The sequence below is a fragment of the Dryocola clanedunensis subsp. sulfonylureivorans genome (assembly GCF_016756775.1).
GTDB classification, from domain to species: Bacteria; Pseudomonadota; Gammaproteobacteria; order Enterobacterales; family Enterobacteriaceae; genus Dryocola; species Dryocola clanedunensis.
Window position 1 is genome coordinate 360,788 of the sequence record NZ_JAERMU010000001.1, and the last position, 23,835, is coordinate 384,622.

17 protein-coding genes are annotated in these 23,835 nt (G+C 53.6%); 3 read left to right on the forward strand and 14 right to left on the reverse strand.

Annotated elements, in window-relative coordinates; translation table 11 throughout:
- Positions 1-66: 66 nt before the first annotated feature.
- The 7 genes from tli1a to HYQ67_RS01725 form a co-directional block, all read right to left on the reverse strand.
- Entirely contained in the window at positions 67-663 is a 597-nt protein-coding gene (gene tli1a / locus HYQ67_RS01695) for a Tli1a family immunity protein (protein WP_202300984.1), read from the reverse strand.
- 252 nt (positions 664-915) lie between these two features.
- Positions 916-1,179, reverse strand: a complete 264-nt coding sequence (locus HYQ67_RS01700) for a DUF202 domain-containing protein (RefSeq protein WP_202300986.1) — start codon at positions 1,177-1,179, stop codon at positions 916-918.
- The gene (locus HYQ67_RS01705) at positions 1,176-1,565 is read right to left on the reverse strand and encodes a DUF202 domain-containing protein (protein ID WP_202300988.1); all 390 of its coding nucleotides are present in this window, start codon (positions 1,563-1,565) and stop codon (positions 1,176-1,178) included. The genes HYQ67_RS01700 and HYQ67_RS01705 overlap by 4 nt, the downstream gene beginning before the upstream one ends.
- Complete coding sequence (locus tag HYQ67_RS01710; protein WP_202300990.1) at positions 1,549-2,430, reverse strand: MurR/RpiR family transcriptional regulator; 882 nt, start codon at positions 2,428-2,430, stop codon at positions 1,549-1,551. Before HYQ67_RS01710 ends, HYQ67_RS01705 begins: the two co-directional genes overlap by 17 nt.
- Before the next feature lie 52 nt (positions 2,431-2,482).
- Positions 2,483-3,355, reverse strand: a complete 873-nt coding sequence (locus HYQ67_RS01715; protein WP_202300992.1) for an aldose epimerase family protein — start codon at positions 3,353-3,355, stop codon at positions 2,483-2,485.
- Positions 3,356-3,360: 5 nt separating this feature from the next.
- Complete coding sequence (locus HYQ67_RS01720; protein WP_202300994.1) at positions 3,361-5,121, reverse strand: sulfatase; 1,761 nt, start codon at positions 5,119-5,121, stop codon at positions 3,361-3,363.
- 14 nt (positions 5,122-5,135) lie between these two features.
- Positions 5,136-6,677, reverse strand: coding sequence for a PTS transporter subunit EIIC (locus HYQ67_RS01725; protein WP_202300995.1), 1,542 nt, complete (start codon positions 6,675-6,677; stop codon positions 5,136-5,138).
- Positions 6,678-6,833: 156 nt separating this feature from the next.
- Here HYQ67_RS01725 and HYQ67_RS01730 point away from each other — a divergent pair, with 156 nt between their 5' ends.
- Positions 6,834-8,051: an anaerobic sulfatase maturase gene (locus HYQ67_RS01730; RefSeq protein ID WP_202300997.1), complete on the forward strand. Its 1,218-nt coding sequence runs from the start codon at positions 6,834-6,836 to the stop codon at positions 8,049-8,051.
- Positions 8,052-8,148: 97 nt separating this feature from the next.
- Here HYQ67_RS01730 and HYQ67_RS01735 read toward each other — a convergent pair whose 3' ends face one another.
- Together HYQ67_RS01735 and HYQ67_RS01740 are read right to left on the reverse strand one after the other, a co-directional pair.
- Positions 8,149-8,832, reverse strand: coding sequence for a 4'-phosphopantetheinyl transferase family protein (locus HYQ67_RS01735; RefSeq protein WP_202300999.1), 684 nt, complete (start codon positions 8,830-8,832; stop codon positions 8,149-8,151).
- 63 nt (positions 8,833-8,895) lie between these two features.
- Entirely contained in the window at positions 8,896-14,979 is a 6,084-nt protein-coding gene (locus HYQ67_RS01740) for a non-ribosomal peptide synthetase (protein ID WP_202301001.1), read from the reverse strand.
- Positions 14,980-15,724: 745 nt separating this feature from the next.
- Here HYQ67_RS01740 and HYQ67_RS01745 point away from each other — a divergent pair.
- Together HYQ67_RS01745 and HYQ67_RS01750 are read left to right on the forward strand one after the other, a co-directional pair.
- Positions 15,725-17,410 (forward strand): arylsulfatase, encoded by a 1,686-nt coding sequence (locus HYQ67_RS01745; protein WP_202301003.1) that lies wholly within the window; start codon positions 15,725-15,727, stop codon positions 17,408-17,410.
- 73 nt (positions 17,411-17,483) lie between these two features.
- Positions 17,484-18,746 carry an anaerobic sulfatase maturase gene (locus HYQ67_RS01750; RefSeq protein ID WP_202301005.1) on the forward strand — a complete coding sequence of 421 codons (1,263 nt, stop codon included), beginning with the start codon at positions 17,484-17,486 and terminating at the stop codon, positions 18,744-18,746.
- A gap of 51 nt (positions 18,747-18,797) precedes the next feature.
- On the opposite strand, the gene HYQ67_RS01755 is transcribed toward HYQ67_RS01750, so the two are convergent.
- From HYQ67_RS01755 to HYQ67_RS01775, 5 genes are all read right to left on the reverse strand, one after another.
- Positions 18,798-19,199, reverse strand: coding sequence for a DUF302 domain-containing protein (locus HYQ67_RS01755; RefSeq protein WP_202301006.1), 402 nt, complete (start codon positions 19,197-19,199; stop codon positions 18,798-18,800).
- Between the two features lie 35 nt (positions 19,200-19,234).
- Positions 19,235-20,116, reverse strand: a complete 882-nt coding sequence (locus tag HYQ67_RS01760; RefSeq protein WP_202301007.1) for a hypothetical protein — start codon at positions 20,114-20,116, stop codon at positions 19,235-19,237.
- A gap of 558 nt (positions 20,117-20,674) precedes the next feature.
- Positions 20,675-21,901: a bifunctional alpha/beta hydrolase/OsmC family protein gene (locus tag HYQ67_RS01765; RefSeq protein WP_202301008.1), complete on the reverse strand. Its 1,227-nt coding sequence runs from the start codon at positions 21,899-21,901 to the stop codon at positions 20,675-20,677.
- A gap of 38 nt (positions 21,902-21,939) precedes the next feature.
- Positions 21,940-23,328 carry a VasL domain-containing protein gene (locus HYQ67_RS01770; RefSeq protein ID WP_202301009.1) on the reverse strand — a complete coding sequence of 463 codons (1,389 nt, stop codon included), beginning with the start codon at positions 23,326-23,328 and terminating at the stop codon, positions 21,940-21,942.
- Positions 23,329-23,348: 20 nt separating this feature from the next.
- On the reverse strand, positions 23,349-23,831 hold the full coding sequence (locus HYQ67_RS01775; RefSeq protein ID WP_202301010.1) for a hypothetical protein: 483 nt from the start codon (positions 23,829-23,831) through the stop codon (positions 23,349-23,351).
- Positions 23,832-23,835 lie beyond the last annotated feature (4 nt).

Below are 23,835 nucleotides of genomic sequence, written 5' to 3' on the forward strand. Positions count from 1 at the left end.
TCCCTGTTAGCCATGTTTAATGTCATCCACTTCTTTAAACGTTGTTAACCCAGGCGAGGTCAGGATTTATTTCGGACATACGGCAGGTTTCTCCATGTTCACGGGATCTTTCACCGGATAGTCAGGGCTGCCGTAATCGGCACAGCTGGTGGTGACCTTTATCTGGTCGCAGGGCAGGAAATGCACGGTGATGCCGCAGGTCTTTTGTCCGGTATAGTCCGGCACCGGCACAGTGCGGGAATGTTCTTTGCTGAATGCTTTTATCTTTTTCCGCCATGCACGACGCTCCTCTGCATAAGCTTCCCACGCTTGATAATAGTCTTTTTCGTTCATACCTTTAGTATCTGGCCGCTCGGGCTCGGGTATTTCCGGCACATCACTGGCAAAAGCCACCCCGGTTTCCCAGTCCACCCGCACCGTCAGCCCCGGCTTCCAGACGGCTGGGGCTGCGTAGCTCCCGCCACCGCCGCCCCCCTGATACGGGCCAATCACATCGAGGGCATTCACCCCGTCGACGCTGAAATGGTTTATAGCCCAGCTGGTATGGTTGATAGCCTCAATGGCTCCCCCACCGCCGCTGACCGTGTTTTCAGCCTTCGCCGGTTTGTCGCAGCCGCTAAGCAAAAATGTGGCGACCAGCAGCAACGCTCCCTGGTATTTCATATGCCTCTCCTGTCCATAGAGTCCATAACTATCGCAAGGATTTAACAGGAAAGGGAGCAAAAAATACGCAATGTGTTAGGTAGATGTTTTTATCTGCTGACAAGAGCCAAATTAGAAAAGCCCGCTTAAGGAAACTTAAGCGGGCTTTTTGCTTTTGCGATTTAGCGCAAGAAACTAGCGTTCAACACAGGCTGGGACGAGCAGTTGAGCATTCGCGAGTATTTTAAACGCGCCCCCTCACTGCATCAGACTCTATTTTTTCACGGTAACAACCATCAGCATCGCCGCAGAAACGATCACAATCAGAGCTAAGGTCGCGTGCTTGCTACTGCGCTGATTAAATAACGTCGCCAGTATTCCCGTCAGCAGTGAACCTGCGCAAACAAGATAAAGCCACTCGCCAGAATGAAACCACCCGCGCAGACATAATATTGTGGGGATTAACATTGACCATGCTGTGCGCCGCCAGGATAACGCCGTGCGCTCAGGTTGCAATCCGGGGTCCCGGTCACTCATGGCTGTCCCTGCCAGAGTAAAACACCCAGCAGAAGGGCCAGCACGATGATAAATCCACCCAATAATAACACCGCTCGGGTATAGGGCAGATCGCTATCCATTCGCATGGCGTATTCACTTTTACGCCAGCGACGCCAGGCCAGAAATCCCATAGATGCGGCTGCGGTGAGTAACAGCAGCGCCAGTGTCATTCTGAGTTCCGGCGATGACAGATCGGGGGAAAACTGGTCAATGCCGACCGCTCCTGCCATCAGGGCCAGCGCGGTACGTATCCAGGCCAGAAAAGTACGTTCGTTAGCAAGCGTAAAACGGTAATCCGGCGTTTTCCCGGCCAGCCACCATTTTCCGCGGGGCGACGGTGAGTGGACATTATCCTGATGACTCACGTTTGATCCTTTCTTTTATCAGTAACTCTTTAATCGACAGCCCTGTGGAAGCACTGTCACGTAAATTATGCCGGGTGATTTCAGTACATAAAAACTCAATCATGAACAGCTGCGAAATACGCGTTGCGATAGAATCCCCCTGATAAGGGCCGGCGCTGCCGCAGGTGAGCAAAAAAGTGTCTGCCAGCTCGGTAAGCGGCGAATTTGGACTGTGGGTGATGGCCAGACATCCCGCCCCAGCCTTCTTCGCAAGGATGAATGCGTTCACCACCTCTGGCGTCTCACCGGAGTGGGAAAATGCGACGACCAAATCTTCTGGTTTTAGATTTGCGAGCTTCAGCGTCATGGTGAAGCGGTCGGTATAAGCCTCCGAGTCAATGCCCTGGCGGTTCATCTTGTCGCGCGCTTCCATTGCCGATAACCCTGACGCCCCGAATCCCACAAATAGCACCCGGTTAGCCGTTAAAAAACGGTCCACCACCGGATGGATGACGTTCATATCGAGCAAGCCGATGGTTTCCTTCATCGTCGTGTCGACAGTCAGAGCAATTTTCTGTGCCACATCGTTGCGGCTGTCATTGAGGAAAATATCGGGTGACGACGGCAAATGCTGATCGCTCTCTTCCAGCAGCTCACGTTTGAGGGCCGCTTTCAGATCCAGCAAACCGGCGTAGCCAATTTTCTTACAAAAACGCACGATGGTCGCTTCACTCAGCTGAACCGCCTCTGCCAGCTTGCTGACCGGCATCTGCGCAACCTGCGCGGGGCTTTGCAGGACGAATTCTGCAATGTGACGATCGGTTTCGCCCAGCCCGCCGATAATGTTGCTGATATAGACCCTGACATTTTCCCGGTTCACACTCATGACGTTTCTGCTCCTGGATGACAACACTGCGCGTATTCTGGCTAGCTGCGCCTCATACGTCTACCGGAAACCGCAGCCTGACGCTGAACACCTGGCTTTCTCCGGGGGCAAGCTGCCGCATTCCGCGTTTATGACCAGCCTGACCATCAAAGTCCGGCGCATCCGTCGTGCCTGCCAGCGGCTCAATGCACAACAGATCGGCGCCCGGCACGCCCCAGAGCGCCAGCCATTCCTGCACGGTGGTCTCCATGCTCAGTACGGTTTTTCCGTCCGACGAGCAAACCTGGATAAATTGCTCCCGACTATCAGCAAAATAGACCGCACCGTCCGTGAAGCTGTCGGTTTGCAGAAGAAAAGCGTCCCGTGATGGCAGGTTTTCAGCGACGGTGAGAGTACGCTGACGTGTGGGCAGAGGGCCTTTGACGCCGTCCCCTGCAAAACGTACCTGCCAGCCTTGCTCTGATGACAGCGGCAACGCAAACCCCGGATGCCAGCCAATGGAAAACCAGAACGGGGTATCGTCTTCATTCGTCACCTCCTGACTGAACAGCAGGCCATCATCCGTCAGTTCGACATGAAGCGTGACTCGCCAGTGCCAGGGCCAGACTGCAAATGTTGCTTCGCTGGCAGTCGCTTCCACAGTCAGGCAGTTTGCCGAGTGTTCAAGACAGCAAAACGTCTGCTGACGAAGAAAACCGTGTGCCGGCAACGGGTAAAACTGCGCCCCTTGCCAGATACCGTCATGGATCAGACGGCCAACAACGGGAAACAGCTGCGTGGCAGAGTTATTCCAGACCCCCTCCTGCGGCTGCCACATCCACTCTGTGCCGATAGCCTTGTCCCACAGGCTGCATAATTCGCCGCCCTGAGCCTGTACCGTTACCCTGAAGCGGCAGTTTTCCAGATGCCAAACGTGACTTGCCATAAGCCTTATTCCGTTCTCAGCAATAGACGAGCCTGGTAAACCAGCGCTTTATGTTTGTCACCTGTAAAGCAGCGGTCAATCAGGGTGAAAATATCGTTCTCAGTGAGCAGATGCCCCGACGGAAAATGCTGTTGCAGCGCGGCCAGCGTAATGCCCTGCTCCGCGGCGGCGCTGACGACAAAGCGCATCGCTTCTTCGACACCATGGTGTTCACACTGATAATCAAGCCCTTCCGGCAGCGTCAGGCTGGACCAGCGCTCAACAAAAGCCTGCTCGCGTTCAGGCGACAGCTCATCCAGCTCAAAGCGAGCGTAAAGTTCAGGTGGGGCATCATGCACCTGCATCATGCTTTTGATGGCCTGTGCATAACGATACGCACGCTCACCATCATGCAGGGCTTGCATCTGCTGGGGATCTGAATGCAGATCAAAGAGTTTGTCGCCAAAACGCCACGGGTTGAGATAACCGAACGCGGCCGGGATCTGCATGACCTGTGCTCCCTGAGTGAAATCAAACCCCGGATGGATACGAATGTCCTGAAGCTCGCTGACCTTAAACATGCTGTCAATACGGGTAGGCATCAGGGTGTATTCATACAGATTGCTTTTGCTTTCATCACGTGGGCAGCGCATGTAAACATAGTCGCCGTCGGTCACATTGATGTGTCCCCCAAAGTAGCCGAACAATGCGTGTTCCCGTACCGGGGTGTCATTCTCCACTGCGGCCCGTAAGGGTTTCCCGGTCATGGACGGTGGGCGAGGAATATCAAAGTACTCCAGCAGAGTTGCCGGAATATCGACCGTCTGTGCCAGAGCACGGCGACGCACACCTTCTGCCTTACTGCGCGGATCGCGGATAAAGAACGGCGTGTTGGCAATCTCGTTATACACCGGCATGATGTTTTTGCCCCACCACTGGTGCTCGCCCAGCAGGAAACCGTGATCCGTACAGACGATAAACAGGGTATCTTCCCAGAGGTTGAGGGCTTTGAGCTTGTCCATCACCTGGCCCAGATAGTCATCACACATGGTGATCAGCGCCTGGTAAAACTTCCGCACCTTATCGTCATCCTTTCCCCCTGGCGCGCCACAGTAGTACGGCACCCAGCCGTCAAACTCACCGGGCTGACAACCGTACTGTGCCAGATATTTTTCCGGGACAAAGAAAGGCTCATGAGGATCGAAACATTCGATTTGCAGGAACCAGTTGTCCTGATGCTGGTTGGTTTCCAGAAACTCCATGCCGGCGCTGATGGTGCGGTGTGTGAAATGCTCTTCCTGGGTCGGCATTGCAGCACGATTAATCAGGTCCTGAGTCATTCGTCCACTGCGCCGACGCAGAGTTTCCGCATCCTCCATGCCCTGCCAGTTGATGGTGGGTTTCTCCACCTGCCCTTTCCAGCAGTCCCCTTCCTGGCCCCGGATGAACTCAAAGGTGGAATAGCGGGTGTGATAGGTAGCCCCGCCATCACGCCAGTAATGTTTATGGTCAGTGACCATATGGGTATGCACACCCGCCTGTTTCAGTGCCTGAAACGTAGAAAAATCAAACGGCTCCAGCGGTCCCCAGCTGCGGTGCAGGAAGTTGTAACGCCCGGTATGCAGCTCACGACGAGCGGGCATGCAGGGCATGCTGCCGACATAGAAACGATCAAACTGCGCCGACTCCTCTGCCAGTCGGGTAAAGTTTGGGGTAATGGCATCGCCTCCATAAGGGGCGAGATGGTTACGCGTCAGCGTATCAAACATCAGCATGACTGCTTTCATAAGACGTCTCTTCTTTATGAACCGATAAATTCTTCAACTTCGTTTTTGATCAGTGTGACATGGGGACCGTAGACCACCTGAACCCCCTCCCCGCGGATAAATGCACCACGGCTGCCGAGCTGTTTGAAATCATCTATTTTGACATTCAGAGGATTTTTAACCGTGATGCGCAGGCGGGTGGCGCAGCAGTCCACGTCGACAATATTGTTCGTTCCCCCCAGGGCTTCAACGATGCCTGCGGCACGTTCATTTCCAACCAGCGTGTTCTCTACGGGGGCGTCATCGTTTTCATCTTCACGCCCCGGCGTTTTTAGCTGGCGCCATTTGATCAGGGAACGGAAAGAGAAGTAGTACAGACAGAACATCACCACGCCCAGCGGCAGCATCAACACCCAGTTAGTTTTGGCATTGCCCTGAAGCACGCCGAATAACAGGAAGTCGATAAGGCCACCGGAGAAAGTCTGCCCAACGGTGATTTGCAGGATATGGGTCATCATGAAGGCCACGCCGGTCAAGACGATATGCACGCCGTACAACAGCGGCGCGCAAAACATGAAGGCAAACTCCAGCGGCTCGGTAATTCCGGTGACAAAGGCGGTCAGCGCTGCGGACAGCATCAGGCTGGCCACTTTTTTGCGGTTTTCAGGACGAGCTGAATGATAAATAGCCAGCGCGGCACCAGGCAGACCAAACATAAAGTCAGCGAAGCGACCCGCCATAAAACGTGACACGCCGATGTAGTACTGAGTCACGGAAGGATCCGCGAGCTGGGCAAAGAAAATTTTCTGCGTCCCCTGGACCAGATGCCCGTTAACGACGGCTTCTCCCCCTACGCTGGTCAGCCAGAATGGCAGGTAGAAGAGATGATGCAGACCAAGCGGGATAAGGCATTTCAGGATCATGCCGTAGACGAAGGTGCCGATATAACCCGTACTTTCGACCAGCCCGCCCAGATGCGTGATGCCAGCCTGAATATGCGGCCATACCCAGAACAGCGCCACGCCGAGGAAAATGGCAAAAAAGGAGCTGACAATCGGCACGAAACGGGACCCGCTAAAGAAAGCCAGCAGGTTCGGCAATTCCGTTTTACCAAATCGTTTATGCACCCAGAATGCCAGCAGGCCGCTCATGATGCCCCCCATCACCCCGGTTTGTAATGTGGTGATACCCATGACGCTGGCCTGCCCGGCAGCGGCAAGATTTTCGGTTGCCAGCTCACCTGAAAGCAGTAATGAAGCATTGATCGCTTTATTCATCACGATAAAGCACAGCACGGCGGCAAGCCCCGCCGTTCCCTTGTCGCTGCGTGCCATGCCAACGGCAATCCCCACCGCAAACAACAGCGCCAGGTTGTCAAAAACCACGCTGCCGCAAAGCTTCATCACGGTAAAGATGGCCTGAACCGTATGGTTATCCAGTACAGGATAAGTTGATATGGTGACCGGATTAGTGAATACGCCGCCAAATCCCAGCAGCAAACCGGCTGCTGGCAGGACAGCAATCGGTAGCATAAAAGATTTTCCCAGATTTTGTGCTCCGGCAAATAATTTGCTCATACAAGCCCCTGATGTTGGTGTTATGAAGTTTATATTTCATGTTATAGTCAAATCAACGAAAACTATGTTTCGATCCTTTGCGCTCAATGTCAAAACGCAGTGATAAAAAAGTGAGCAATGTCACTAAACTTAACAGGTGTATACCCTGGAGGGAGTATGAAGCGACCCTTTCATCTGATGGCCAAACCGGTCAGCTACCAATGCAACATAGCCTGTGACTACTGTTTCTATCTGGAAAAAGACCAGGGCACGTTGAAACCCCGGAAAGCCGAAAGACATATGGATGACGCCACGCTTGAGAGCTATGTGCGCCAGTACATTGCAGCAAATCCGGGGCAGGAAATTGAATTTACCTGGCAAGGCGGTGAACCGACTCTCGCGGGTCTGGCGTTCTATGAAAAGGCTCTGCAGTTCCAGCACAAACACGCTCAGGGCAAACGTATAAGCAACAGTATTCAGACCAACGGTGTACTGATCGATGAGGCGTGGGCCGCTTTTCTTGCGAAACATAACTTTCTGGTGGGGCTGTCCATTGATGGGCCGTCATGGCTGCATGACCGCTATCGTAAAACCCGTAGCCAACAGTCCGTCTTCGACAAAGTGGTACGAGCAATGACGCTGCTGAAGCAGCATCGGGTGGAGGTGAATGTTTTAACGGTCGTCAACAACGTGACCGCAGAACACCCGCTTGAAATTTATCAGTTTCTGACACGTGAACTGGGCGCGGAATATGTCCAGTTCATTCCTGCGGTTGAGCAAAGGCCCCTGAACGAAAAATATGGCGAGCTGCTTTATCCCCAGTCGCTGTCGGGAAGTTCTGTCACTGAATGGTCGGTATCCGGCGAACAATGGGGAGCTTTTATTAACACCGTATTCGATGAATGGGTTCGTCATGATGTTGGCCGGGTCTATATCCAGCTGTTCGACAGCGCGCTTGCCGCCTGGCTCGGTGAGAAACCCTCGCTGTGTGTGATGCAGTCATCCTGCGGTTTCGGGCTGGTTGTTGAGCAAAACGGGGACGTTTACAGCTGTGACCATTATGTCTACCCGGAGCATAAACTGGGTAATCTTCGTCGCGACAGCCTGGAAAAAATGGCCAACAGCAAACAGCAGCGAAAGTTCGGGCTGGCTAAAAACAAGGTGTCAGGCGAGTGCGAACGTTGTGAATGGCGTTTTGCCTGTCATGGGGGCTGCCCAAAACATCGTATCCATAAAACGGGAGAGCGCTGGCATAACCATCTTTGCGCAGGGTATAAGGCCATGTTCAGCCATATGGATCCTTATATGCGCTATATGGCGGAGCAAATACGACAGCGTCAGCCTCCGGCCAGCATTATGACAGTGGCGGCAAATATTGCGGGGCAGCATCGCTGATCCGCTAATATTCAAAAGAGATTCTCCTGACAAAGCAAAAGAATATACGGGGCACGGATTTACCGTTTAACCACCAGGCCATGGACGGCAACAAAACCTATTCCCTTTGGCTGGCTGGACTGGCGTAGAGCGCTGTGTATACGCATCCCTTTTCAAACAGATACTCCCCGCGCCAGACGCCCCCCGCAACCTGACAATAAAATTGCCTTAGCTCAGATGACAGAGCTACGAGCCTGATGCCGTGAAAATCTCGCATGGGGTGGCGACGGGATAATGCCTTGTACACGCTCTCCTTTGCCGAAAACGCCAGGGTTAGCGCGGCATGAAAAGCCAGCGGCAAGCCCTTTAAATATCGATATTCTTCGGCGTCGAGGATGGCCGGATGTAAAACCTCCGCCTCTTCCGGGGCAATCAGGTTTTCAACGTCGATGCCGATGCTCGCCGCCACTGGCGAGGCGACTGTGGCGCAGAGTGCGATCTTATCCGTATGGCTGATAGATCCATATACGCCCGGCGGCCAGAGCGGAACGCCTTGTTCGTTAGCCAATAAAGGCGCTTTGCCGCAGCCGTTTTTAAGTAGCTGCTGCTGAGCCAGCCAGCGTCCCGCCAGATATTCAGCCCGGCGTGACTTTGCGGCATGGCGCAACGCGTCAGGGAAAGTGATGCCATAAAAATCAAAAAGGTTGTCATCGTAGTGCGCGAGCTGAAAAGCGCAGCGTGCAACGGCGACCGGCAGCAACCGCAGCGAAATGGGGAATAATGGTTGAATAAAATTTGTCATCGCACGCCTGTCAATACTGGCCCGTTCGGGCCAGCTCGGGCCAGTTTGAAAGAGAAAGAGGCGTTACGCCTCCGAAGATGCCAGCGTCTCAGGCGTTAAAAAACCGCACCCGAACCAGTACTTCCGGTATCTGGCGATCAGCTGCTCTGCGTCTATAGCCCCAAATTTCTCGGCCACCAGCGCGTGTTCAATCTGCATGCGTGGGTAAGTTTTCGCCTCGAGATAAAAGGACTTAAAGGGATAAAGCGCATTGTCGCTGTCCACGCCGGGCACCCACTCTTGCGCCCAAACCTCTCCGCTGACGAAGCGGATTGCCTGCTCGCCGCCTGCAATGGTTGACAACAGTTTCTTCCACGGCACGGCGGAGAGATAGCCCAGATTAATGGCCTGTTGGTCATGCTCCCCCAGCAGGCTTTCACCCACCAGCAGGCTCGCCAGGCAGTCCACGGGGCTGATATCCAGCTCGTAGTTTTTCCACTCCGGCGCCACGCCCATTTGCAGGCAGCCCTTAATCAGGTTCAGCGTGTGGTTGGTTTCCACATTCGAGATCCCGTTGCGGACGGAACCGGTGATGTTGCCCATGCGGAAAATAGCGCCGTGCAGCCCGCTGTCAAAGGCCTGCTTCACCAGCTGCTCACTGGCCCATTTCCCCTGCACGTAGCCATTTGCCACCGGAGGCGCAGCCGCAAGCGCTCTTTCCAGAATGCACGTGCCCTCGGCTGCTGCTGCTGAAAGCGTGGAGACGTAGAAGAAATGCTTTGGGCGTCCGAATGTACAAAGTTCCAGCAGCCGGCGGGTGCTCTCTACATTGGCGGCACGCAAAGTGGTGTAACTGTGTAAGTGGTTAACCCATGCCCCGCAGTGGTAAATCGCATCGATACTTTCCCCTAAGGCTTCCCACACGACGCCGTTCATACCAAAACAAGGCGCATCAAGGTCGCCGCACAGCGCGCTAATTCGCGACGTATCGAGGCTCAGCTGGTACAAATCAGCGGCCTCAAGCAGCCGTTGCAGCCCATCCTTCCCTCTGACAAGACAGTGGATAATGGCTTCAGGCCGCTGACGCTGTAGCTCTGCCAGCAGATGAATGCCAAGGAAGCCGCTTGCGCCGGTCAGCAGGATCTTTTCAAACTGCCTGCTACCGGCGCTCAGACAGGTCATTGCCAGCGGCGCGACGTCACGGGCAATCAGCTGCGCCTCTTCTTCCTCGTTGTCCTTCATATTTCCTTCGAGGTTTGCCGCCAGCTCCGCCAGTGAACGGCTGCGGAAAACCGCGGCGACCGGGACAGATTTCCCCATCCTTTTCTGGATAAGATCTGTCATTTTGATCACCAGCAGGGAATGACCGCCGATAGTGAAGAAATTATCCTCCCGCGCGCAGGGGCGGTCTGTTTTCAGCAGCTGTTGCCAGATAAGCGCCAGCTGCTGCTCAGTTTCGCCCTCGGGTGGCGTCCCCTCTTTAATCGCGGCCGCAAAATCGATAGCCGGAAGCTGTGCTTTATCGACTTTGCCGTTTGCCGTTAGCGGGATTTTGTTGACCGTTTGCAGCGCTGCCGGAACCATATAAGCAGGCGCAACGGCCGCAAAGGCGCTGAGAATTTCCGCCGCCTGAAGCTCGCTGACGCACCAGGCCGCAAGCTGCTTCTGCCCCTGATGTTCTATGGCGAGCACCACGGCCTGCCTGATCCCTTCAAGCTGACATAACAAGTGTTCCACTTCACCCGGCTCAAGACGGTAGCCGCGGATTTTAACCTGATTATCTCCTCGCCCCACGAACGCCAGCACCCCATCGCGTTTCCACAACACCCGGTCACCGGTTTTGTACATTTTCGGCGTGGCGGGCGTTTGCTGATGCGTTTGCTCATAAAACGGGTTATCAACGAAGGCCTCACTGGTTTTGTCCGCTTTGTTAAGATACCCCCCTGCCAGCCCTGCTCCAGAAGTGTAAAGCTCGCCAATAGCGCCAGGCGGTAGCAGACGCTGCCGGGCATCCAGCACGTAACAGGTCGTACCCGAAATGCTGCTGCCAATAGGGATGCTTGCGCCCAGACCGTCTTCTCGCCTGATGGGATACAAGGTGGTGAAGGTGGTGTTCTCGGTCGGGCCATAGCCGTTCCAGATCTGTGCAGGCGGGGTAGCCGATGAGAGCACGGCATTCACGAGCGAGGGTGACAACGCATCGCCGCCAATCAGCAGATTCCGTAGTCCGGCAAACGCATTGGGGTTGTCGGCGGCGAGCTGATTGAACAGGGCAACCGTAAACCAGGCGTCGGTGACACCTTGCTCGGCCAGCGTCCGCTGGAGTTGTTCAGTGTCGATGACGGTTTCGTAAGGAATGACTTCTATCTGCGCGCCGTTGAGCAACGCTCCCCAGATTTCAAACGTCGAAGCATCAAACGCAATATTGCCTGCCTGAGCGACAACAGCATCCGCCGCTATCTGCAATGGCTCTGAATTGACCACCAGACGGGTGACTCCCTGCTGGAGCACCTTCACGCCTTTAGGTTCGCCCGTCGAGCCAGAGGTGTACATCACGTAGGCTTCATCGTCAGCATGATGGACAACAGGCCGCCTTTGCGCGCTCTTCAAATAAAGAGCATCCAGCGCGATTTCAGGGCAAATGTTCTGCCGCCCCGCTGTGCCGCCGTTAACGATCAGGCAGTCTGCCGCGCTGTCGCTCAGCATGTAGCACAGCCGGTCATTCGGATGCGAGGGATCGAAAGGCACGTAGGCAGCGCCAGTTTTGAGGATCGCCAGCATGGTCACCACCGTCTCGATCCCGCGGTCAAAAGCAAAGGCGATTCGTTTTCCTTTCAGCTCCCCCCGCTGCGCCTGAAGCCCGGCGGCGAGCTGGTCGGCGCGCCGATCGAGTGCAGAGTAAGTCAGACTTTGCGACCGGCAGCGAACGGCGAGTTTATCTGGCGCCAGGCGGAGCTGGCGATCGAACAGCGGCAAGATGGCCTGTAGTGGCTTCTGCATCCGTGGAGGGTTCCATGCCAGTAGTTGCTGCTGACGCATCGTCTCGCCGAGGGTCATCAGCGCCGAAAGCGGTTGCTGTAAGCCTTCGGTCATCTTTTCCAGAATGGCGTGGTAGAGGTCCAGCAGGGTATCCATCAAGATTTCTGACCAGATGCCTTTGCGGAAGGTCGCTTCCAGCCGCAGCTGGCCATCGGTTTGCGGCACCACGTTCAGCAGAAGATCGGACTTCGCCTGCTCGTCAGGCAGCGGATAATCGCTAACGTCACAGCCGCTGAGGCTGAGCGCCCTGCCGTCTCCCCCTTCGGTGTTCTGCAACACTAACAGCACGGCGCAAAGCGGATGCTGCGTCGGGCCGGAGGGAACGCCTGTGGCGGCCAGCACCTGGCCTAATGGAGCGTCGCCCCGCTCGAACCCCTGCGTCAGGTGCTGATGATTGTCGCGTAGCCAGTTTCCCAACGCGTTTTGCTCTTCAACCTGCGTTCGCAGAATCAAGGTGTTGGCAAAGAAACCAATCTGATCGCTGAGGGCCTGCTGCGGCCGGTTGGCCCAGATACCGCAAATGGGCACGTCCTGCTGCTGGCAAACTCTCGACAGCAGCAGCGCCAGCCCCGAAAAGACGAGGTTAAACAAACCGCTCTGGCTGGCTATCGCCGTACTCTGAAGCTGGCTTAGCAGGCGCGAAGGAAGCACTTTCTTGCGCATGATGCTACCGGCCTGCGGCGTACCCATAACGGGCAGCGCCAGCGGCGTAACGTCTGCCAGCGCGGCTGCCCACCAGTCAATTTTCGGCTGAAAATCCTGCTGCTGCTGCCAGGCGCAATAATCGGGATACTGGCACGCCAGGGCCGGCAGCCCCGTTTCCCCTTCGTACAACGCCCTCAGCTCCTGGAAGAAAATCCCCATAGACCAGCCGTCAGCAATAATGTGGTGAATGTTGATCAGCAGCAGGCGGGGCTGCTCGTTGACGTAATAAAGCGTGGTGCGTAGCAGCGGTTCGTCACCAAAGCGGAATGGGCGTGCCACCTCATCATTTATTTTCGTCGCCAGCTCGCTTTCCTGACGGACAGATACGGTGTCCAGAGTCAGCGGCGTCTCAACAACCTGCTGCCATGCCACCCCCTGCGTTTCATCGATGCGCAGACGCAGGCTATGATGCCGCTCGCCCAGTTTACGCAGCGCGGTTTGCAGGCGATGGGTATCCAGCGCGCCGACAATACGAAACGCCAGCGGTATTGAATAGTGGGCGACGTCCGGCTCCCGACAGCAGGTAAGCCACAGACGATTTTGCTCTTCTGACAGAGGAATTTTCTTTCCGGCAGGCACTACCGGGAAAAGAAGGTCGCCCTCCCCCTCCGCCTGCCGGTCGATATGCGCCGCCATTTCATGCAGCACAGGAAAACGAAAGAGATCGGCGAGGCTAATCTCTTTGCCGCAGCGTTGATATATCGCATGACGGAGTTTCACCACCAGCAGCGAATGCCCGCCTGACCAGAAGAAGTGGCCCTGGCGTCCCGGCGCCTTTTCAAGTTTAAGAATGTCCTGCCAGACTTGCTCCAGCCAGCGCTCGGTGCCGGGCTGAACGGGCTCATAGTCATGGTGATTAATTTCCGCAGCAGGTAACCGCCGCTTATCTACTTTTCCGTTTGCCGTGATGGGCAGTTTATCCAGCAGCTGCAGGCTTACCGGAACCATGTAGGCGGGAGCCTGTTCCCGGAACTGAGCAAGCAGGTGCTGAGGAGAACCGGAGCCCTGGCACCATGCCGCCAGCTGTTTTTGACCATCCACGATAATCGGTTGTACCACCGCCAGCTCAACGCCGGGCAGCTGGCAAAGCAGGAACTCGACCTCACCGGGTTCGAGGCGGAAGCCACGGATTTTTATCTGATTATCCATGCGGCCAAGGAAATCGAGATTTCCGTCTGCCAGCCGCCTGACACGATCCCCGGTTTTGTAAAGGGTCTGAGTCGCTGATTCGCAGCAGGACTCAAGCTCCCGCTCGTAAAAAGGGTTGGCAATAAACGCTTCGTTCGTTTTGTCCGCTTTGTTCAGATAACCGAGAGCCAGCCCTAATCCGCTGGTATAGAGCTCACCTTCTTCTCCATCAGCCACCTGATGCAGAGCCTTATCCAGCACATAACATTGCGTGCCGGAAATACTCTGTCCAAGGGGGATGCTGCTGCGGTAGCAGTCAGAAAGCCGAATACGGTGCAGGGTTGTGATCACCGTATTTTCCGTCGGCCCATAAGCGTTCCAGATAGCCCCCGGTGGGGAGACGGAGGATAACGCCGCCAGAACGGACGCCGGATTAAGCGCATCGCCACCGGTGAAGACGTTTTTCAGACCGCCAAAAACATCAGGGTTTTCTGTAACCAGCTGATTAAACAGCGCAACGGTGAAAAATGCATCAGAAATATTTTCTTGCTGAAGCAGACGACTCAGCTCCAGGCTATTAATAACGACGTCGTAAGGAACAATAACTAATGTACAACCATTTAATAATGCCCCCCATATTTCAAACGTCGAGGCATCAAATGCAATATTTCCGCATTGTGCAACTACGGCATCGTTCGAAAATTGAAAAGGATGTGCGTTCACCACAAGGCGTAATATGCCTTTCGCAGGAACCATCACACCTTTGGGCTGCCCCGTAGAACCTGATGTGTACATAATATACGCAGCTTCTGCTTCATCAGTAAAAAGAGGGTTGCACGCCAGCGGCTTCTCCTCGGGGAGTTCCTCAATATAAATTTCGGGACATTTCTCCTGTCTTTTTGCTTCCGCTCTGCTGGTAATGATTAATGCTGGCTGGCAGTCCTCAATAATATAGTTCAACCTTTCATCCGGCCCGCTCGGGTCGAAGGGGACATAGGTCAAACCTAGTTTTTGAGTGGCAAGAATGCTGGCGATAGCGTAAGGGTCGCGCTGCAAGGCAATAACAACCGTGCGAGAAGCAGGTATTCTGGAAAGCGTGCTCTGGATTGCGTGGGCGATACGATTCGCGAGATGATCTAATTGTGAGTAAGTTAAAGAGATATTGTTATATTTTATTGCACTTTTCGCGGGATGTAATTCAACCTGCTGCCTGAATGCATAATAAAGGCAATCAGTGGCCTCTGCCTGATATTCTTTCAACAATTTTACGACCTCTGCGAGATTGCCGCGGAGCATAGGGTTGCTCCACGCATTGTATAAATTCCATTTATATTAAGAATATCACTGAAGCTCCCCCCTCAATACTTCACTTTTTAAAATAGTCAATTTTATCATACTTGCTTGCATACTCTCGACAGCGCCAGCTCATTTCCTGTAAATTCAAATATGCCCTGTTATGGCTGTGTTATACCGACAAATAATAACCATCAGAAACAATCCCACGCACTTATTACTTTAAGATAAACGAGCATTAATCCTTAACAGACAAACAGAGCAGCCGATACATTATAAGAGCAGCCTGGCTACGGCTTATATTCGGAATGTCGTAAACTGGCCGGCCGGCAATGAATGGCCGTGAAGGTAAAAAAAAACCACATGCTGGGTAGCGGAAATCTGGCACTGAAGACACCTGCATATGCCATTAATAATGCTGCCATGGCATTGATAAATATTGTTCACCTCATCAACCAGCCCTCCAACATCCATATTAAGTATATTTTCGCATGCAAACCTGTTTAATTTAAAATTCTGAAATTCTGAAAAACCAGGCCATATCAGGTTGTGCCGTATATTCCCTGGCAAGTTCCTGCGCATTATTCATCTTTCCCCCTTCCCGCAATCAAATATTTTGCGTAAAAGAAATGTCGATATTATATCTCTGCACTATATTAAAAAGATTTGGTCTGTTTGATGATTTTTCTGACGCAGGCTAAATAAGCCTCCCTGACAGGGTTTTATCAGCAAGGAAAAGAAGGTGAAAATGAAAAAATACAAAGGTATTGGCGTACTGGCAATAGCGGCAGGCTCGCTGTTGCCTACGGGCGCCGTGCATGCCGCAGAGCAGAACGCTGAGGCGCAAAGCAGCAACACAACCAAAAAGCCCAACATCATTCTGATCGTCTCTGATGATACAGGATACGGTGACCTTGGAGCCTACGGCGGAGGTGAAGGCCGCGGAATGCCGACGCCTAATCTTGACCGCATGGCCGACGAGGGGATGACCTTCTTTGATTTTTATGGTCAACCAAGCAGTACGCCGGGGCGTGCTGCCATGCAGACTGGACGTATTCCAAACCGTAGCGGTATGACTACCGTGGCCTTCCAGGGCCAGGGCGGCGGCCTGCCGAAAGAAGAGTGGACGCTGGCTTCCGTGCTGAAAACCGGTGGCTATAAAACCTTCTTCACCGGGAAATGGCACCTGGGCGAGGCGGACTACGCGCTGCCAAACGCACAGGGTTATGACGAAATGCGTTATGTCGGCCTCTACCACCTCAATGCCTACACCTACGCCGATCCGAAATGGTTCCCGGATATGGATCCTAAACTGCGTGAAATGTTCACACGCGTGACCCGCGGCGCGTTGTCCGGCAAAGCTGGCGAAACGGCGCATGAAGATTTCAAAATCAACGGCCAGTATGTCAATACGCCTCAGATAGACGGCAAAGAAGGCGTGGTCGGTATTCCGTTCTATGATCGCTACGTCGAAAAAGCCTCCCTTGACTACCTTGAGGCCAACGCCAAATCGTCTGAGCCGTTCTTCATGAGCATCAACTTTATGAAGAACCACCAGCCGAATATGCCGGACCCGGACTTCGTCGGCAAATCCATGTCGAAAAGCAAATATGCTGATTCAATGGTCGAAATGGACGCCCGCGTCGGCCACATCATGGATAAACTGCGTGAGCTGGGCATTGATAAAGACACGCTGGTGGTGTGGACCACCGATAACGGCGCCTGGCAGGATGTCTATCCGGATGCCGGTTATACCCCGTTCCGTGGAACCAAAGGGACCGATCGCGAAGGCGGCAGCCGTGTACCCGCTATCGCCTGGTGGCCAGGTAAAATCAAGGATCACAGCCGTAACCATGACATCGTGGGCGGTCTGGATCTGATGGCAACCTTCGCTTCTGTGGCGGGCATCAAGCTTCCGGAAAAAGATCGTGCGGGCCAGCCTATCATCTTCGATAGTTATGACATCACTCCTGTGCTGTTCGGAACCGGTAAAGACCCACGTACCGAGTGGTTCTACTTCACCGAGGATGAACTGTCCCCGGGGGCTGCGCGTGTAGGCCACTACAAAGCGGTGTTCAACCTGCGTGGTGACAACGGTGCGCAAACCGGTGGCCTGGCAGTGGACTCCAACCTTGGCTGGAAAGGACCTTCGTCCTATGTCGCCACCGTTCCGCAGATCTTTGACCTCTGGCAGGATCCGCAGGAACGGTATGATATCTTCATGAACAACTACACCGAGCACACCTGGACGCTGGTGACATTCAACGAAGCTATTACTAATCTGATGAAAACCTACGTGCAATATCCGCCGCGTAAATCACAAGGCGAAGGGTATTCAGGCCCCATCACGCTGAGCCAGTATGAACGTTTCAAAAATGTTCGCGACCAGCTGCAGAGTGAAGGGTTCAAATTGAGTATGCCAACCGGCAACTAAAGTAAAAATGGCCCGGAGGCGACTCCGGGCAATGACTGAAACCGTACTGCACAAGCCACACAAGGCCAGGTCTATGAAAAAAAGCACCACCATTCCGCTGACCCCGCTCGAGAATCAGGGCAAATTTCTGCCGGCGTATAAACGTCGCTATCATGTCATGGCAAAACCCAGCGGCTCCACCTGCAACCTTGACTGCAACTACTGCTTTTACCTGCATAAAGAACAATTACTGCATCAACCCCATGACAAGGGGATGAGCGATGAAGTGCTGGAAAACTTTATTCGTCAGTACATCCAGAGTCAGGATGGCGAAGAGATAATCTTCTCCTGGCAAGGCGGCGAGCCGACGCTGATGGGTCTGGAGTTTTTTGAAAAAGTTGTTGCTCTGCAAAAAAAATATCAGCCAAAACATCAACGTATTGAAAACGATCTGCAAACTAACGGCGTGCTGATTAACGACAAATGGGCTGCGTTTCTTAAAAAGCACCGTTTCCTGGTGGGCGTCTCTATTGATGGCCCACGTGAAATCCATGACCGATTTCGCGTCACCCGCAGCGGCAAACCAACATTTGATAAAGTGATAGCCGGTATTGATGCCCTGAAGCGTCATCAGGTTCCTTTTAATGCCCTGGCCGTAGTCAATCGGGTCAACGCTCGTTTTCCCCGCGAGGTATACCGGTTTCTGACCCGTGAACTGGGTGCAACTTACATCCAGTTTACCCCCTGCGTTGAAGCCACGGATTTCAAGACCACCGCTCCGCAGTTCTGGCGTGAAGATACCATTCCGATTACCGGATCACGCCGGGCAAAACCCGGAGACCTGGATTCCATCGTCACCGACTGGTCCGTAGATCCTGATGACTGGGGCCACTTTTTAGCGGAAGCCTTTGACGAGTGGGTCACCCATGACCTGGGACGCGTGCAGGTGAACCTGTTCGAAACCGCCGTCGTGCAAACGATGGGCCTTCCTTCTCAGCTCTGTATCACCGCGCCGTTCTGCGGCAAAGCGCTGGCCATTGAGAAGAATGGCGATGTTTATTCCTGCGACCACTATGTCTATCCGGAATACAAACTCGGCAATATTAAAGCCCATAAACTGGCGCACATGGTGTTTTCCGAAAGGCAAAAAGTGTTTGGCATGGGGAAGAAAGAGACCCTGCCAGCCTACTGCAAAACCTGTCCGCATCTGAATCTTTGCTGGGGGGAATGTCCGAAGAATCGCATTGTGCGTACGCCTGACGGCGAGGAAGGATTGAATTATCTCTGCCCGGGATTCCGCCATTTCTATAGCACGGTAAAACCGGAGCTTGAGAGAATAGCGAACCTGCTAAAGTAGATCCCCTGCTCCATTGAGACAGGGTTTATGCAAATAAACCCTGTCCGGCAGTTAGCTGACCGTGTGATCCAACCAGCCAGGCAACAGGCTGTAGATTGCCTCTATCGCTCCGTTCCCACCATTTAAGGTATAGAAATCATCCATTTGGTCAATATCATTACAGCGTATCCAGACCTGCCCGTCTTTGGCTTTCCAGATAAAGGCTTTAATCGGCAGATCGAAGCCTACCTCGATATTGCTTGCCAGTAAGTTACCGACAAGCTTCGTGTTTTGAAATAGCAGGCAGACAGCCTCATCCACCTTCTTATTGGAGAGTGCCGCAACCTTCTGCTGATCGACGTCAGCGACAATCATGACTTCTGGAAACTCGGCTAATTTTGCCAGTAAACGGTCGGCGGTTTCTCTGACGGAGTAAGGGCTTTTTCTGATCCAGCGTTGATTAATATTTTGCATTTTATCTTCCATTATCAGTCATGGTTCAAGGGTATTTAAATAGCCTCAGCGTCTTTTGGATCCCATAATTCAAAGACTAAATAGGTAGCGGGAGTCGTTGCAGAATGATTCCTGATAGTCACTTCATTCGCATTCACAAGATCTGCGGTGCCCAACTTTTCCACAGGTGCTGCATCTTTATGATCGGGGGTCACCACATCAAGTGAGCCATCAAGAACTAAAAGATAAGTGGGGCGATTGCTAAAATCTTGTTTCGGTAGCGCGACGCCCTTTTCCAGGGAAACTTTTCTTACCCGCATCATTCGGTCAATCAATTCAGCGCCCTGTTTCGGTAAGTGAATGTCATAAACATTGTGGGAATAAACGGGATTACTTTTTTCCATACCGCCTTTTTTCGGCGCATCCACATAATATTTAGCCTGCTCTGCTTTAAGCTTAGCCAGCAGCGGCGTGTGCTGCGGGTAGGTGACGCCATTGCAGGATGAACCATCATCCAGCAAATCGAAGGTCGTCATGGTCAGCATGTCGGTCGCAGAGCCGTTAATGGCATAGTGCAAATTCGCGTACTCTTTATAAGAATCGCCGATATGAAGCGTCACAGGCTCATGTTGATAAGGATAAACAATAGCGCTTCCGCGGGTCACCCCCAGCATCGCAGGCCTGTTTTCATGGCTGTGGAGATCGATATGTGAGCCTGGCTGGACATCCACAGTACGGAAACGTAGCGCCCGACAGGTTAACGGTTTATTACCCGTTGGCAGATGGATATCAGCGACCTTAAGCGTATTCAATACCTCTGACTTAACGCCCGCGGGAAGTTGACTACCGGTATTTGCGCCTGCCGTTTCCGCCTGGCTGAAACCAGCAGTAAAGGAAGATGCAATAACTAAACCCATTGCCACAATATTCTTCTTCATTTGTTCTCCTTAATTTTATTTTTTGAATCCTCAGGAATAGAAAAGCCATAATATGACAAAAGTCGCTGTTATCGCTTTAGATAAGACCTGGGTATGACACGGTTTTAAGCTATACCCGGCAGGATAAGATAACAACCTCGCTATTTTTAGCCAGATATACCGTTTACAAAAACAGAGAAACTTCTTCCTTCGAATGCGGAGTTTGCGATTTATTACTCTGATAGTTCGTCAACATCAGCCCACAGCAAGCATATAATTCCTTCATGCTAGTTTATTAAATTGTCTATTCATAATAATCACCGATATAACGTCAGCAAAAACACATCATTCAAACGTCGTCGCTCGCGGCGGTGACTGAATAGCCACAGAAAAAGGCAAAGCAATAACCAAACCTGAAACGTTTCAAGCAAAAATAATGAAATCAAAGAGGGTTAACAGGAGCATTAAATGAGGGAAAAGAGGCAGCGGAACAGCGGGAGAATAAAAAGCAGTTCAGTTCGTCACCGTTAAGGCCTGCGACAAACTGAACTGAGCGGGAGGCTCATCAGCAGAGAATGATTAGCCTTTTGTCAGATGGGTGGTGATATCGATGTGGTTGAGAAGCGTTTTATGCACCGGACAAAGCTCGGCAATCTGCTCGAGCCGCTCTGTCTCTTCAGGCGAAAGCTCGCCTTCAATTAAGATCTCACGATGAATGCGGTCGGCCAGATTTTTACCGTCCAGGCAATCTTCACAATCTTCAAGATGTTCACGGGAGTGCGTCAGCCTGACCACCAGACGGCTCAGCCTCAGCTTCTTTCGTCGCGCGTACATTCGAAGCGTCATTGAAGTACAGGTTCCGAGCGCGGCCAGAAGCTGATCGTAGGGGGTGGGACCTTTATTCAGTCCGCCTACGCTCAACGGCTCATCGGATAGCCACTGGTGCCCGACGGAGCGCACGTCGCAGAGGAAATCCCCCTCCCGCATGGTGACAATGACCTCCCCTTTTGCCGGCTCCTCAGACGGCAAAACATCCGCGACAATCGCTGGCATATAACGTTCCGCCCAGGAGGCAATGCAGTTTGCGGCGTAGCGCGCATCCTGCTTGCTGCTCAGCAGGTGATCGGCATCGTCCAGCGAAATGAAACTTTTTGGGTGGCGAGCGCTGGTATACAGCCGTTCGGCCTGATCAACAGAGACCGTGGTGTCCCGCGGTGAGTGCAGGATAAGCAGCGCCTTATTCAGGGATCGTAGCTGGCCCTGGAGCTGGAATTGTTCCACATCATCCAGAAACTGTTTTTTGATGGTAAAGGGCCTTCCCGCCAGCTGCACCGTGGCAACGCCTTGCCCACGGATATCATCAAGCTTGCCACCAAGCTGTTTGAGCACGTGCGCAGGTTCGGCAGGGGCGCCGATGGTGGCAACACACTTAACGTAGTCCAGCCGTAGCGCCGCAACCAGTACGGCTGTTCCTCCCAGGCTATGACCCACCAGCAGCGCCGGCGGCTGGTAATTTGTCGACAGATAATCTGCCGCCGCGAGCAGATCCGCGACATTCGATGAAAAGTTGCTGTTAGCGAAATCCCCGTCGCTACCGCCTAAACCCGTGAAATCAAAACGGAGGACCGCAATGCCCTGCTCCACCAGAGCACGGCTAATCTGCGATGCTGATGTCAGCCCCTTTCCGCAGGTGAAACAGTGGGCGAAAAGGGCATACCCCGTCGGGTTCTCCGGTGATTCCAGTAGCCCGCTGAGCGTAATTCCGTCCTGATTCGCAAACGTAAGTTTCTGCTTTATGACTGTCATCCTCTCGCTCTCCTGCATTGTTCGTTATGACATGGATATTATCCGGCTGATTCTGATTGTGGATATCGGCTCTTGTGACTGCTGTTTTCTTCTGCCCTGGCGCTCAACGTGGACCACGCATTGATGAGCTGTTGCAGATGGCTTTCAGACTGTGCCTGAAGGCTGGCGCTGGCGGCAGGAGAATCATCCAGCATACGCAATTGCTCCTCAAATGGAACCGTCTGGCGGAAGCTGGTGATCATCCCGAAGACCATCGATTTCAGTTCGCTGACGGTGATGTACTTGCCCTTCTGCCCGTCCAGCGCATCCAGCTTGTCCGACAGCGACTGCAGCTGCGTCATGCCGTTGTGCCAGCCGTTCAGCGCATTCGCCGGAAGAGCGTTGACCGCCAGCTGCTGCTGCCACTGCTGGCGCATAGCCGCGACCTCCTTGCTTTCGGGCCACAGCGCCTGCGCCTGGCCCAGCAGGGCGTTGCCGTATCGCAGCGTCCAGTCAGGGGATAGCCGTGCCAGCGCATCAAGCTGCGTGGACGTGCGTTTTAGCCACGTCGCCGGGTCAGGTTTGTGCCCCTGCGCCTGCTGGAGCGTATGAAGCTGCTCGTGGTTCAGGGCCTGCGGCAGAGCCGTCACCGAAGCGGTTAATGCTCTCGAGGCATCATCAACGCGATGGAGATAGTGCCAGCCCCATAACGTAACAGCCCCAACGACCAGGGCGGTACAGGCTCCTGCCAAAAATGTCGGCCAGCGCTTTGGCGACGGCGGCATTTCATGCACTACGTCAACATTCACCTCCGGCTCAGGGCGGATGACGTACACCAGACGACTGCCGGATGATGCAGCTTCCGCCTCACTCTTCAGCGCCTGGGCAGGCAACGCTACCGCGGGCGTCTGCGCATCCGAAGATGTACTGTTTTCCAGTCTTATTAATGCATTATGCACCTGCTGTGATAACACGACGGTCTGACAGGCATGCTTCAGAGCCTGGCGGGAGAAAATGTCATCCAGCGTGGTCAGCAATTTTTCTGCACTCAGTAAAGCAGGCAGATCGTTATGGTCCAGGCTGAATGTACGGAAGGTTTTTTGCAGCCGCTGAAGCAGACCGTTTATGATCTCCACCCGGGCATGAGTGGGCTGCGGCCACAGCTGCGTCCACTGGTGTCCAGGCAGCGCCACAAGCACGGACAGCCCTTCGTTCATGCCGTTAACGCGAGCCAGGTGGCTGCGGGCCAGGGTATACCAGGCCGCCGTTTGTAATTCAACACCGTTGTGTTCAAACAGCGCCAGCGAGAGCGTTTCCACCTGCCCCCAGTCCACGTCCGGACGCGCCGGATGGGTCAGCTTGCTCATTTCTTCTCGCAGTGCGGCAAAATCAGGTAACGAACGGGGATCGCTGCCGGTTCGTACCGGGCGGGGTTGCGGATCGTGCATGGTGACTTCCCTGATAAAGGTTAAAAGGTGGCTGAGGGCAACAGATATTCAAGCAGGGTAAAAAAGGCATCTTCGTCAAAAAACTGGCTGTCGCTTGTTACCGTGCCAGCTGGCTTCCAGGTCCAGTTAACATCATTGCTGGAGCGCATAAACAGACGACAGAGTGGAGTGGCGTTTCCGTCGATACAAACGGTAACTTCCACGCAGCCCGTCACGCCCTGCCCGTACAAAAAAACGGGCGTGAATTTCATCATCCGCTTGTCAAAACGGAGCATGATACCCGGCACGCTAAACGCCTCCGCCCCCACCAGTAATTCGGTCAAGAACACGGGAACACTGGCAATACCGATCCCGGTCTCCCTCAGCCAGCTTTCCATCTCTGCATGCAGGAGCCCCATCCGCTGACGGAATTCGGCAATATCGGCCAGGCCTCTGTTTTTATATTCACCGCTGCGCGGCCGTTGAGCCTTAAGTTTTTGGAGAAATTTCTCTTTTGCAGACATGCTG